Genomic DNA, 12,393 nt, shown 5'->3' with positions numbered 1-12,393 from the left:
TGACTGGCGCGAAATTGCTGGTCAACGTGGAAACAGGTCGAATAGTTGACAACATGTGGAAATTCGCGCCCGGCTTCGTGATCTTCGTGTTGATTGGTGGTCGGGTCCACAAAACGGATTATCTGAATAGTCCAGAAAGGAATCACGACGATGACTCGAAAGCTGTTCTCGCTCGTCCTCGTGGTGCTGGCCGGAGTGACGATTTCGGCCGGGGTGGCGAGCGCCGCGCCCAAACCGGCCGAGGACGTCAGCGCCATGATCCGCGACTGCATCGACGTCCCGAACCGCGACGTCGGGCGGGGCTCGACCGGCGACTACGTCCGGGAGGTGCAGTGCCTGCTCAACTGGGCGATCAACCCGGCCACCCACGCCCGGATCGCTGTGGACGGCGAGTTCGGCGCCAACACCGAGGGCAAGGTGAGGAAGTTCCAGCAGTGCGCCAACGCGCTCGGCGCGGGACTGGTCGTGGACGGCCGGGTCGGTCCGAGGACGGCGCCGCACCTCGAGTGGTGGGCCGGCCACAGCGCCTACATCTGCTGAGAGACGGCCTGCGACGAGGCGGCGGGGTCGTACGCAATCTGACGTAGGCGAGATCAGAACGTGAGCGGATGAGGCGGGCGCTCGGGGTGGCGAGAGTAGGTGTCGACACCCCGAGCGAAGGAGCGCACCGCGATGACGACCACCCGCAAGCCCAGTGATACCCGGAAGTTGGGCGGTGCCGGCAAGCCCCGCGGTGTCGGCAAGCCCCGCGGTGTCGGCAAGCCCCACGGTGTCGGCAAGCCCCACGGTGTCGGCAAGCTCGGTGGCCGCGCTCGCAAGGCCGTGCTGCTGGTGCACGTCCTGGCCGCGGCCGCGTGGCTCGGCATCGACCTCGCGCTGGGGATCCTGGTGGTGGTCGCACTGTCCACTGAGGATGTGAGTACCGCGGGCATCGCGATCCAGGCGGTGGACGTGTTCGCCATCTGGCCGATGTTCGGGGCCAGCGTCGTGTGCCTGGTCTCGGGTGCGGTGCTGGGGCTGGGGAGCAAGTACGGGCTGGTGAGGTACTGGTGGGTGGCGGTCAAGCTGGTGGTGAACATCGGGATGTCGCTGCTGATCGCGTTCGCGTTGCGGCCGGGAGTGCAGGAGGCGGCGCGGATCGGGGCGCGGATGCTGGCGGGCGACCCGGCGGCCGTGGTGCCGCCGGGGATGGTGTACCCGGTGGTGGTGGCGCCGACGTTGTTGTTGGTCGCTTATGTGTTGTCGGTGTTCAAGCCCTGGGGGCGGATCCGCCGGTCAGCGGAGCCAGTCCAGCGCCAGCGCCGCGACCTCGTCGGGGCGGTCCAGCTGTAGGAAGTGGCCGGCGCCCGGCACGATGTCGACCCGCGAGCCGGGGGCGAGGCCGGTGGCGGCGTCGGCGTAGCTGTCCGGGGTGATGCAGCCGTCGTCGGCGCCGGCGAGGACCAGCATCGGGATCGGGGCGGGGCGTTCGGAGACCTCGGCGAGCGGTGCCAGAGCCGGGTCGTGCAGGGTGCGGTCGAAGTTCGCGCGGTAGAGCTTGAGCGAGTTCGAGCGCAGCGCGGGGTCGGCGTACGCGTTGCGGACGTACGCGGGCACTTCGAGGCCGGGTGACCAGGTGCGCCACAGGTAGGTGAGCAGGGTGTCGTTGAGGAGGGACTCGGCGACCCTCGGGACCTGGAACATCCACAGGTAGAAGAACCGTTGCTGCTGGGCGGGATCGTCGAAGATCGTGCGCAGCGCGGCGGGTGGCGGGACGGACATCGTGATCACGCGGCGGACGCGTTCCGGCCAGATGGCGGCGAGCCGGCCCGCGATGCCGGCGCCGATGTCGTGGCCGATGACGTCGAGCGGGTCGGGGGAGAGGGCGGCGTTCACGGCGGCGGCGTCGGCGGCCAGCGTCAGGCCGTCGGCGAACGGCAGCTGGTCGAAGGTGGTCGGGTGGTGGCCGCGCAGGAACGGGGCGATCACGCGGTGGCCGGCGGCGACGAGGCGTTCGGCGAGCGGGGCGAACGACAGCGGATGGTCCGGGAAGCCGTGCCAGCACACGACGACCGGGCCGTCACCCGCGGCGAGCGCGGGGAAGTCGAGGCGCTCGGTCGGGATGACGATCTCGTCGAACCGGAAGCCGGAACCGGAGGCGGTGGTCGCCGGGGTGGTGGGGCTGGCGGGCCTGGGCGTGGCGGGCGCGGGCTGGGTGTCGAAGTCCATCAGAAGTCCACTCGCATCACCAGTCGGCGTTTGGTCGGGTGGGTGACCTGCACGAACCCGGCCTCCTCGAACACCTGGCGCGCGCCGACGTGCAGTTCGCCCCAGGTGACGTTCTGGCCGGGTGCGGTGATCATCGGGTAGGCCTCGACGGCGCGGGCGCCGTGGGAGCGGGCGTGGTCGACGGTCGCGGCGGCGAGCTCATAGGTGAGGCCTTGGCGGCGGAAGCCCTTGCGGACCACGAAACAGGTCACCGCCCACACGCCGTCGTCGTCCTTGTCCTCGGAGCGGCCCTTCCACGGGATGGGCATGTCCAGCAGTTTCGGGTGGTCGCGCCGGAGTTCGACGGCGACCCAGCCGGCTGGTCGGTCGTCCACGTAGGCCACCAACCCGCTGCCCCGCGCGGACTGCTCGCAGTGTGCCGCGTAGCGCTCGGCCGAGGTCGAGTCGCGCCACATCCAGCCCTTGACCTTGTACCGCTGGCAGTGGCACTTGCTCGGCTCGGAGCCGTCGAAGATCGCCTCGACGTCGTTCCACGGCACCTGGTCGGAGGGCATGATGCGGATCACGGGCATCACATCAGAGCTCCTGGGTGAGGTTCACGGGATTTCCGTCCGGATCGAACACGTGCGCCACCCGCTGGCCCCAGGGCATGTCGTTCGACGGGCCCTGCACCCGTCCGCCGGCGGCCTCGACCACGGGCAGCAGCGCGTCGACGTCCGGGACGTCCAGGCTCAGGACCACCCGCGGGGCCGCGTCCAGGTCGGCGTCCACGGAGACCAGGTCGAGCTGGGCGTCGCCGATCTGCAAGGTCTTGAAGAACACCTTGCCGCGCGCCGGGTACCGGAACACCTCGGTCGCGCCGAGGACCTGCTCGTAGAACGCCTGCATCGGCTTGAGGCTCGGGGTCCGGATGATGGGCTTGATCGCCATGAGAGCTCCCTCAGTCGTCCACCGGCATACGGGACGACGGGCCGGAACTCATCGGTGCACCGAACAACGGCAGCAACTCGTCGGCGTTGAGGTAGGTGCACGCCCCCGTGACCAGCCCATCGCGCACGTCGAGGAACACCAGCCCGAACGGACGGTCCATGCCGGGCCGCATCTGCCAGTACGCCGGCGAACCGTTGGCGCTGACCGGCTCCAGCCACGCACCCCCGCACGACGAACCGGGGGTCAGCAGCACCGCGGACATCGCCTCCCGGCCGCGGATCCACCAGCTGAACGGCGGCATCGACATCGTGGCGTCTTCGTGCAGCAACGCCACCAACGCGCGCATGTCGTGCCGTTCGAACGCCTCGCAGTAGCGGCGGAGGAGTGCTTTCTGCGTCGGGTCTTCCGGGCGCAGAGGTTCGCCGGGGTCGGTGTCGCGCAACGTCGCCCGCGCCCGTTGCAACGCGCTGTTGGCCGACGCCACCGTGATGTCCAGCAACGAGGCCACCTCGGCCGCCTGCCACGCCAGCACGTCGCGCAGGATCAGCACCGCGCGCTGCCGGGGCGGAAGGTGCTGCAACGCCGCCACGAAGGCCAGCCGGATCGTCTCCTTGCGGATCGCCTGGTCCTCGGGCAGCACCTTGTGGTCCGGCACCGGTTGCACGAACACCTGCTCGTGCAGCGGCGCACCGAGCTCACCACCGGCCGGTCCCAGGTCCACGGCCAACGCACGCCGTTGCGCAGATCGCTGCATGTCGATGCAGATGTTCGTCGCGATCCGGTACAGCCAGGTGCGCAGCGACGCGCGCGAGGAGTCGAAGCTGTCGTACGCCTTCCACGCGCGCACGAGCGTCTCCTGCGTGGCGTCCTCGGCCTCGAAACCGGAGCCGAGCATGCGGTAGCAGTAGCCGGTCAGCTCGACCCGGAACGGCTCCAGCGTCTCGATCACGCGCACGACCCTACGCGGGCCGATGAGTTTTCGTCGGCCGATCCGTACGTGGAGCATGGACATCAGGGAAGTGGTGGCCGCCGAACGGCGTGACCAGGCAGAACTGCTCAGCAACCTCACGCAGCAGCAGTGGGAGGCGCCGTCGCTGTGCGCGGGCTGGCGCGTCAAGGAGGTCATCGCGCACACGACGTTGCCGTACCGCAGCTCGACCGGCCGCATCCTGCGCGAAATGCTCAAAGCGCGCGGCAACTTCAACCGCGCTTCCGACCGCATGGCCCGAAAAGACGCGGAACAGTTGTCGACGCACGACCTTCTGGACAGCCTCAAGGCGAACATCCACCACCCGTGGACGCCGCCCGGTGGCGGGCCGGTCGGCGCGCTCTCGCACGACGTCATCCACGGCCTCGACGTCACGGTCGCGCTCAACCTCGACCGGAAGGTCCCGCTGGAGAGGCTGCGACTCGTGTTCGACGCCATGAGGCCTGGCCACCTCAAGTACTTCGGTGTCGACCTCGAGGGCAAGCGGCTCGAAGCCACCGACATGGACTGGACGTTGGGCGAGGGCACGCCGATCAGGGACGAGGCCCAGAACCTGTTGCTCCTCGTCTGCGGACGCGACCTGCACTAGTGCGGTGACCACGAACCTTTCCCGCGAGGTGCCCTGCTGAGCGTCGGGAAACACGGTGAAGATCGTGGTCACCGCACTAGCCAGGCTTGAGGACCTCCGTGCGGACCCGTGCCGTCGCCGACGTCGTCGAGGTGAGGAACCGGGCCACGACCCGGCGTTCCTCGGCGCTCATCGAGTCCCACGCGGCGGCGTACTCGCGGGCCAGCGGCTGGAAGAACGTCGAGGCCAGCGCCTCGGCGGCGGCGTGCACGCGGAGCTCGACGCGGCGGCGGTCGTCGGGGCTGCGGTCGCGGCTGACGTGGCCGGCGCGCTCCAGGCGGTCGAGCACCGAGGTGGTGGCGGAGGCGCTCAGGTTGAGGGCGCGAGCGAGTGTGCCCGGGGTCATGGGGGAGCGGGCGGTCATGATCAGGTTCAGGGCTGTCATGTCGGTGGAGTGCAGTTCGTGGGCCGCGCTGAAGATCTCCAGGAAGCGGTTCGACTCCATCACGAGGGCCCGCACCAGCATGCTGAGCTCGTAGTCGGTTGCATCGCTCACCGACCCAGCATACTGTTTCGGTCATCGAAACGTTCGACGATCGAAGGAAATGCTCATGAGGGTCCTCGCCGGGGTGTTGCTCGTCGTGTGGCTGGCGGTGGGTGGGTTCACCGGGCCGTACGCGGGCAAGCTGTCGGAGGTCGCGGAGAACGACAACAGCGCGTTCCTGCCGAACTCGGCGGAGTCCACCCAGGTCGCCGAGCTGCAGAAGAAGTTCCAACAGACCAACGCGATCCCCGCGATCGTCGTGGTCGAGCGGCAGGGCGGGCTGACCGAGGAGGACACCGCGTTCCTCGCCGAGCGCGGCAAGGGGTTCCAGGCCTCGCCGGTCATCCCCGCGCCGAACGACAAGGACGCCGCCCAGCTCGTCGTGCTGCTCGACCCCGCCAAAGAGGTCAAGGACTCCGTCCAGGAGCTGCGGGACGGCATGCGTGGTGCGCCGCCGGGCCTCACGGTGCTGGTCACCGGGCCCGCCGCGCAGGTCGCGGACCTCGTCGAGGCGTTCGGCGGGATCGACGGGTTGCTGCTCATCGTGGCGGCCGCGGTGGTCGCGTTGATCCTGCTGGTCGTCTACCGCAGTCCGTTGCTGCCGATCGTGGTGCTGGTGTCGGCGGTGTTCGCGCTCGGGTTGTCCAGCTTCGTCGTGTACCTGCTGGCGAAGAACGACGTGCTGGCGTTGAACGGTCAAAGCCAGGGCATCCTGTCGATCCTCGTCTTCGGCGCGGCGACGGACTACGCGCTGTTGCTCGTGTCGAGGTTCCGCGAGGAACTGCGCGACGAGCAGAGCAAGTTCGTCGCGATCCGCACGGCCTGGCGCGGCACCGTCGAACCCATCGCGGCCTCGGCCGGCACGGTGATCCTCGGCGTGCTCTGCTTGCTGTTCAGCGACCTCGACTCCAACAAGGGGCTGGGGCCGGTCGCGGCCATCGGCATCGGTGCGGCGCTGCTGACGGCGCTGACGTTCCTGCCGGCCGTGCTCGCGCTCCTCGGGCGCGCGGCGTTCTGGCCGTTCGCGCCGAAGTTCGGCTCGCCGCACCCGGAGACCAGCGGGGTGTGGGGCCGCACCGCGAACCTGGTGCGCCGCAAGCCGCGCGCGATCTGGATCGTCACCGCGCTGGTGCTGCTGGCGGGGGCGGCGTTCCTGCCGCAGCTCAAGGCGGCCGGCACCGCGCAGTCCGACGTGTTCCTCACCGAGGTCGAGTCGGTCGCGGGTCAGGAGGTGCTGTCACGGCACTTCCCCGGTGGCACCGGATCGCCGACCGTCATCGTCGCCAACGAGGCCAAGACCGCCGACGTCGTTGCCAAGTCCACTGTGGACGGGGTGGCGAACGTCCGGCCGACCGGCACCGCGGACGGGCTGGTGCGGATCGAGGCGACGCTCGAGGACGCGCCGGACTCCGACGCGGCGGTCGCGACGGTCGAACGCATCCGTGCGGCGGTGCACGGCGTCCAGGGCGCGGACGCGAAGGTCGGCGGGCAGACGGCGACGTTGCTCGACACCAGGACGACGTCGGAGCACGACCGGTTGCTGATCATCCCGATCGTGCTCGTGGTGATCTTCCTGGTGCTCGCGTTGCTGCTGCGCTCGATCCTGGCGCCGTTGCTGCTGATCGCGACGGTCGTGCTGTCGTTCGCGGCCACCATGGGTGTCTCGGCGCTGGTGTTCAACCACGTCTTCGACTTCCCCGGCGCGGACCCGGTGGTACCGCTGTTCGGGTTCGTGTTCCTGGTGGCGCTGGGCATCGACTACAACATCTTCCTGATGACCCGTGTGCGTGAGGAGACGCAGAAGCTCGGCACGGTCGACGGCACCATCAGGGGGCTCAGCCTGACCGGTGGCGTGATCACGTCGGCGGGTGTGGTGCTGGCGGCGACGTTCGCGGCGCTCGCGGTGCTGCCGATCCTGTTCCTCACCCAGATCGCGTTCATCGTCGCGTTCGGTGTCCTGCTCGACACGCTGCTGGTGCGGTCGCTGCTGGTGCCGGCGCTGTCGGTGGACATCGGTGGCCGGATCTGGTGGCCCTCGAAGCTGCGGTAGTCCAGGATCTGCGGCATGACCTTCACGGCCCGGCAGCTCAACCGCGCGACGCTCGACCGCCAGCTGCTCCTGACCAGGGAGCCGGTGGACGTGCTGAGCGCGGTTGAGCGGGTCGTGGCGATCCAGGCGCAGGAACCCGCGTCGCCCTACATCGCGCTGTGGAACCGGATCGCCGGCTTCGACCCGGCCGATCTCGACGCAGCGTTCACGGGCGGCTTGGTCCGCAAGGCGACGCTGATGCGCATCACCCTGCACGCCGTCACGGCCGCCGACCACGAGGTGTTCCACCACGCGATGCTGCCCGCGTTGCGCGCGTCGCGGTTGGCCGACAAGCGGTTCAAGGGCATGGACATCACGATCGAGCAGGCCGACGAGCTGCTGGAGCACCTGCTGGAGTTCGCGTCGGTGCCGCGGGCGAAGGCGGAGATCGAGGAACTGCTGCACGCGCACGCCGGTGACGTCGGCGAGCCGGGCGTGTGGTGGGCGCTGCGCACCTACGCCGGGCTCGTGCACGCGCCGACCGGCGGGCCGTGGTCGTTCGGGCTGCGACCGTCCTACCTGGCCGCGCGGACCGAGCCGCGGGAACGGCTGCAGTGCGTGGCCGAGCTCGTCCGCCGCTACCTCACCGGGTTCGGACCCGCGACCGTCGCCGACGTGAACCAGTTCACCATGCTGCCGCGCGGCACGATCCGCGAAGCGGTGGAGCAGCTGGAACTGGTCAGGCACGGCGACCACTTCGACGTTCCGAACCGGACGGTGCCGGACGAGGACACCCCGGCGCCCGCGCGGTTGATGGCGATGTGGGACAGCACCCTTCTCGCTTACGCCGACCGCAGCCGGATCATCCCGGCCGAGTACCGCAAGGTCGTGATCGGCAACAACGGCGACACGCTGCCCACCCTGCTCGTGGACGGGTACGTGGCGGGGGTGTGGCGCCCGTTGGCCGACGGATCCGTTGAGATGACCGCTTTTCACGCCCTGAGCGACGACCAGTGGACTGCGCTGTCCGTGGAGGCGTCGGCGATGAGCAAGTTCCTGGGTGACCGCGAACCCCAGGTCTACAAGCGTTACGCCAGGTGGTGGAGCGGCCTTCCGGCTCATGACGTTCGTGTTGTCTGACAAACCGAGGTCGGCCGTCGCTGTCAGCACATCGTGACAGTGCACGTCCGCCATTCTCACGCAACGTGACGGCGAAGCCCTCTAACGGATGAGACCCAGGTCTCTCCGGCCTCAAGAACGCGTAAAGGCCGCCACCCACGCCGTAAGGACGCTGTCAGCACCCCGCTGAACAGCGATTTCCTCATGCACGCTTCCGCTCGTCATCGAAAGAAACCTTGTCGTTGAAGGGAGCGGCGTCATGGCCGACCTGGCCTACGCGTTGCTGCTGATCGGGAGTTTCGTCGTCCTCGGGCTGACGGTGCGCGGACTGGAGAAGTTGTGAGCACGGGACTCGTCGCGAACGCCGTGGCGGGCGTGCTCGCGCTCGCCCTGATCGTCTACCTGTTCGTCGCCCTCGTCCGGCCGGAGAAGTTCTGATGTCACCTCTCGTGGCCGGCCTGGCCCAGGTCGGCATCCTGTTCGCGGCCCTGGCGGTCGTGTACCGGCCCCTCGGCGACCACATGGCCCGCGTGTTCCAGCGCCGGAGCCATTCCAGGGTCGAGTCAGCGGTCTACCGGTTCGCCAGGATCGACCCGGACGCCGAGCAGAAGTGGAGCACCTACGCGTACGGCGTGCTGGGCTTCTCGTTCGTCGGCATCGTGTTCTTGTACGTCATCCAACGCGTGCAGTCCTTGCTGCCGTTCAACTTCGACCGCGGCAACGTCGGGCCCGGCATGGCGTTCAACACCGCCATCAGCTTCGTGGCCAACACGAACTGGCAGTCGTACGTGCCGGAAGCGGTCATGGGCCACACGGTCCAGATGATCGGGCTGACCGTGCAGAACTTCGTGTCCGCCGCGGTCGGGCTCGCGGTCGCCGTCGCGCTGGTCCGCGGGTTCACCCGCAGCCAGACCGACCGGCTCGGCAACTTCTGGGTCGACCTCGTCCGAGGCACGATCCGCATCCTGCTGCCGATCTCGTTCCTGTTCGCGGTCGTGCTGATCGCGTTCGGCGTCACCATGAGCCTGAAGTCCGGTGTGGACGTTGACGGCCAGCTCGTCGCCAACGCGCCCGTCGCCTCCCAAGAGGCCATCAAGGAGCTCGGCACCAACGGCGGCGGCATCCTCAACGCCAACTCGGCGCACCCGTTCGAGAACCCGAACGAGTGGTCGAACCTCATCGAGATCTTCCTGATCCTGGTGGTCCCGGTGGCGTTGACCCGCACGTTCGGCCAGCTCGTCGGCAACCGCAAGCAGGGGTACGTGCTGCTCGGCGTCATGGGCGGCATCTGGACCGCGATGCTCGCGGTGATCTGGGGCGCCGAGGCGAACGGCGTCAGGCCGTGGGAAGGCAAGGAGCTGCGGTTCGGCGTTCCCGGTAGCGCGATCTTCGCCGACGCCACCACGGGCACGTCGACCGGTGCGGTGAACTCGTTGCACGACAGCTACACCGGGCTCGGTGGCGGTGGCACGTTGCTGAACATGCTGTTCGGCGAGATGACGCCGGGCGGGGTCGGCACCGGGCTCTACAGCATCCTGGTGATGGCGGTCATCGCGATGTTCCTCGCCGGGCTGATGGTCGGCCGCACGCCCGAGTACCTGGGCAAGAAGCTCGGCAGGAAGGAGGTCACGGCCGCGGCCGTGTCGATCCTCGCGATGCCGACGGTGCTGTTGCTCGGCGCCGGGATCGCCGCGGTGCTGCCCAGCACTCAGGCCGCCCTCAACAACCCCGGCGAGCACGGCCTGTCCGAGATCCTCTACGCCTACGCGTCGGCGTCCAACAACAACGGGTCGGCGTTCGGCGGCATCACGGTCACCAACGACTGGTTCCAGTCGTCGCTGGGGCTCTGCATGCTCTTCGGCCGGTTCATCCCGATCGTCGCGGTGCTCGCGCTGGCCGGATCGCTGGCAGCACAGCGGAAGGTGCCGGTCACCGCGGGCACGCTGCCCACCACCGGGCCGCTGTTCGCGTCACTGCTCGCCGGCGCGATCGTGCTGGTCGCCGCGCTGACCTTCGTTCCCGCTCTCGCTCTCGGTCCCATCGCGGAGGCACTGCTGTGACCACCAAACCCGGTCTCGCGGCCGCGCTGCCCGAGGCGTTGAAGAAGCTCCACCCGCGCCACCAGCTGCGCAGCCCGGTCATGTTCGTCGTGTGGGTGGGGTCGGTGCTGGTCACCGTGTTCGCGGTGGCCGAGCCGAGCGTGTTCACCCTCGCCGTCGCGGCGTGGCTGTGGTTCACGGTGCTGTTCGCGAACCTCGCGGAGGCCGTCGCCGAAGGACGTGGCAAGGCGCAGGCGGACTCGCTCAGGAAGACCAAGCAGGACGCCGTCGCGCGGCTCGTCAACGGCGATGTCGTGCCCGGTACCGAGCTCAAGGTCGGTGACCTGGTCGTCGTCGAGGCCGGTGAGGTGATCCCCGGTGACGGTGACGTGGTCGAGGGCATCGCGACGGTGGACGAGTCGGCGATCACCGGCGAGTCCGCGCCCGTCATCCGCGAGTCCGGCGGTGACCGCTGCTCGGTCACGGGCGGCACTACCGTGCTGTCGGACCGGATCGTCGTGCGGATCACCACCAAGCCGGGCGAGTCCTTCGTGGACCGGATGATCGCGCTCGTCGAAGGCGCGGAGCGGCAGAAGACGCCGAACGAGATCGCGCTGACGATCCTGCTGTCCACGCTGACGATCATCTTCCTGCTCGCGGTCGTGGCGCTGCAGCCGTTCGCGATCTACTCCGGCGGCGAGCAGTCGGTGGTCGTGCTGACCGCGTTGCTGGTCTGCCTGATCCCGACGACGATCGGCGCGCTGCTGTCCGCGATCGGCATCGCGGGCATGGACCGGCTGGTGCAGCGCAACGTGCTGGCCACCTCGGGCAAGGCCGTCGAGGCCGCCGGTGACATCGACACACTGCTGCTCGACAAGACCGGCACGATCACCTGGGGCAACCGGCGCGCGACGGAGCTCATCCCGGTCGGCCCGACGTCCGGAGAGGAGCTGGTGGCCGCGGCACGGCTCGCGAGCCTCGCTGACGACACCCCGGAAGGCCGCAGCGTCCTGGAACTGGCGGGCGGCGAGCCCGCGAGCGACTACGAGAAGACCGGCGAGTTCGTGCCGTTCACCGCGCAGACGAGGGTCAGCGGCATCGACCTCGGCGACCGCAGCATCCGCAAGGGGGCGGCGTCCGCGTTCGAGCTGACCGACACGGCCCGCGAGATCGTGGACGAGATCAGCGCGCAGGGCGGCACACCGCTGGTCGTCGCGGAGAACGGTCGCGTGCTCGGCATCATCCGGCTCTCCGACGTCGTGAAGCCGGGTATGAAGGAACGCTTCGCCGAGCTGCGCGCGATGGGCATCCGCACGGTCATGGTCACCGGCGACAACCCGTTGACCGCCAAGGCCATCGCCGAGGAAGCCGGTGTCGACGACTTCCTCGCCGAGGCCAAGCCCGAGGACAAGATGGCCCTGATCCGCCAGGAACAGGAGGGCGGCCGGCTGGTCGCGATGACCGGTGACGGCACCAACGACGCACCGGCGCTCGCCCAGGCCGACGTCGGGGTCGCGATGAACACCGGCACGTCGGCCGCGAAGGAGGCCGGCAACATGGTCGACCTCGACTCCGACCCGACCAAGCTCATCGAGATCGTGGAGATCGGCAAGCAGCTGCTGATCACGCGTGGTGCGCTGACGACGTTCTCCGTCGCGAACGACCTGGCGAAGTACTTCGCGATCCTGCCGGCCATGTTCGCGGCGATCTACCCGGCGCTCGACCAGCTGAACATCATGCACCTGGCCACGCCGCAGTCGGCGATCCTGTCCGCGGTGATCTTCAACGCGGTCGTGATCGTGGCGCTGATCCCGTTGGCGCTCAGGGGTGTGAAGTACCGGCCGGCCAGTGCCGGCGCGCTGTTGCGGCGCAACCTGCTGATCTACGGCCTCGGCGGTGTCGTCACGCCGTTCGCCGGGATCTGGCTGATCGACCTGCTCGTGCGACTCATCCCCGGGATCGGCTGAC

At 69.0% G+C, this 12,393-nt stretch carries 13 protein-coding genes; 8 read left to right on the top strand and 5 right to left on the bottom strand.

Annotation, left to right across the window (positions count from 1 at the left end):
* Positions 1 to 150 precede the first annotated feature (150 nt).
* Positions 151 to 540, top strand: coding sequence for a peptidoglycan-binding domain-containing protein (locus BBK82_RS43405; RefSeq protein ID WP_065920110.1), 390 nt, complete (start codon positions 151 to 153; stop codon positions 538 to 540).
* A gap of 132 nt (positions 541 to 672) precedes the next feature.
* Positions 673 to 1,332, top strand: coding sequence for a hypothetical protein (locus BBK82_RS43400; RefSeq protein WP_154697843.1), 660 nt, complete (start codon positions 673 to 675; stop codon positions 1,330 to 1,332).
* On the opposite strand, the gene BBK82_RS43395 is transcribed toward BBK82_RS43400, so the two are convergent.
* Genes BBK82_RS43395 through BBK82_RS43380 form a run of 4 tightly spaced genes read right to left on the bottom strand, consistent with a single transcriptional unit; the run spans position 1,276 to position 4,087 of the window.
* Complete coding sequence (locus tag BBK82_RS43395) at positions 1,276 to 2,208, bottom strand: alpha/beta fold hydrolase (protein WP_083268597.1); 933 nt, start codon at positions 2,206 to 2,208, stop codon at positions 1,276 to 1,278. The genes BBK82_RS43400 and BBK82_RS43395 overlap by 57 nt on opposite strands.
* Positions 2,208 to 2,780: a GNAT family N-acetyltransferase gene (locus BBK82_RS43390; RefSeq protein ID WP_065921838.1), complete on the bottom strand. Its 573-nt coding sequence runs from the start codon at positions 2,778 to 2,780 to the stop codon at positions 2,208 to 2,210. Before BBK82_RS43390 ends, BBK82_RS43395 begins: the two co-directional genes overlap by 1 nt.
* Positions 2,781 to 2,784: 4 nt before the next feature.
* Positions 2,785 to 3,138, bottom strand: coding sequence for a VOC family protein (locus BBK82_RS43385; protein ID WP_065920109.1), 354 nt, complete (start codon positions 3,136 to 3,138; stop codon positions 2,785 to 2,787).
* Positions 3,139 to 3,148: 10 nt separating this feature from the next.
* The gene (locus tag BBK82_RS43380; RefSeq protein ID WP_237047898.1) at positions 3,149 to 4,087 is read right to left on the bottom strand and encodes a sigma-70 family RNA polymerase sigma factor; all 939 of its coding nucleotides are present in this window, start codon (positions 4,085 to 4,087) and stop codon (positions 3,149 to 3,151) included.
* A 55-nt stretch (positions 4,088 to 4,142) separates the two neighbouring features.
* Between BBK82_RS43380 and BBK82_RS43375 the strand changes: the two genes are divergently transcribed.
* A complete protein-coding gene (locus tag BBK82_RS43375) occupies positions 4,143 to 4,715 on the top strand; it encodes a maleylpyruvate isomerase family mycothiol-dependent enzyme (protein ID WP_065920107.1) in 573 nt (190 codons plus the stop codon).
* A 76-nt stretch (positions 4,716 to 4,791) separates the two neighbouring features.
* Here the strand turns inward: BBK82_RS43375 and BBK82_RS43370 are convergent, their stop codons facing one another.
* Positions 4,792 to 5,250: a MarR family winged helix-turn-helix transcriptional regulator gene (locus BBK82_RS43370; RefSeq protein WP_237047897.1), complete on the bottom strand. Its 459-nt coding sequence runs from the start codon at positions 5,248 to 5,250 to the stop codon at positions 4,792 to 4,794.
* Positions 5,251 to 5,305: 55 nt separating this feature from the next.
* Here BBK82_RS43370 and BBK82_RS43365 point away from each other — a divergent pair, with 55 nt between their 5' ends.
* The 5 genes from BBK82_RS43365 to kdpB all read left to right on the top strand — a co-directional run bounded on the left by BBK82_RS43365 (position 5,306) and on the right by kdpB (position 12,392).
* Positions 5,306 to 7,288 carry an MMPL family transporter gene (locus BBK82_RS43365; RefSeq protein ID WP_065921836.1) on the top strand — a complete coding sequence of 661 codons (1,983 nt, stop codon included), beginning with the start codon at positions 5,306 to 5,308 and terminating at the stop codon, positions 7,286 to 7,288.
* 15 nt (positions 7,289 to 7,303) lie between these two features.
* A complete protein-coding gene (locus BBK82_RS43360; RefSeq protein WP_065920106.1) occupies positions 7,304 to 8,407 on the top strand; it encodes a winged helix DNA-binding domain-containing protein in 1,104 nt (367 codons plus the stop codon).
* A 318-nt stretch (positions 8,408 to 8,725) separates the two neighbouring features.
* Entirely contained in the window at positions 8,726 to 8,824 is a 99-nt protein-coding gene (gene kdpF, locus BBK82_RS43355; RefSeq protein WP_065920105.1) for a K(+)-transporting ATPase subunit F, read from the top strand.
* Complete coding sequence (gene kdpA / locus BBK82_RS43350; protein ID WP_065920104.1) at positions 8,824 to 10,446, top strand: potassium-transporting ATPase subunit KdpA; 1,623 nt, start codon at positions 8,824 to 8,826, stop codon at positions 10,444 to 10,446. Before kdpF ends, kdpA begins: the two co-directional genes overlap by 1 nt.
* Entirely contained in the window at positions 10,443 to 12,392 is a 1,950-nt protein-coding gene (gene kdpB / locus BBK82_RS43345) for a potassium-transporting ATPase subunit KdpB (protein ID WP_065920103.1), read from the top strand. The genes kdpA and kdpB overlap by 4 nt, the downstream gene beginning before the upstream one ends.
* The last annotated feature ends 1 nt before the right edge of the window (position 12,393 follow it).

It is taken from the genome of Lentzea guizhouensis, from assembly GCF_001701025.1.
GTDB lineage: Bacteria > Actinomycetota > Actinomycetes > Mycobacteriales > Pseudonocardiaceae > Lentzea > Lentzea guizhouensis.
Note: the sequence above shows the minus strand (reverse complement) of the source record. Positions and strands in the feature narration are given on the sequence as shown.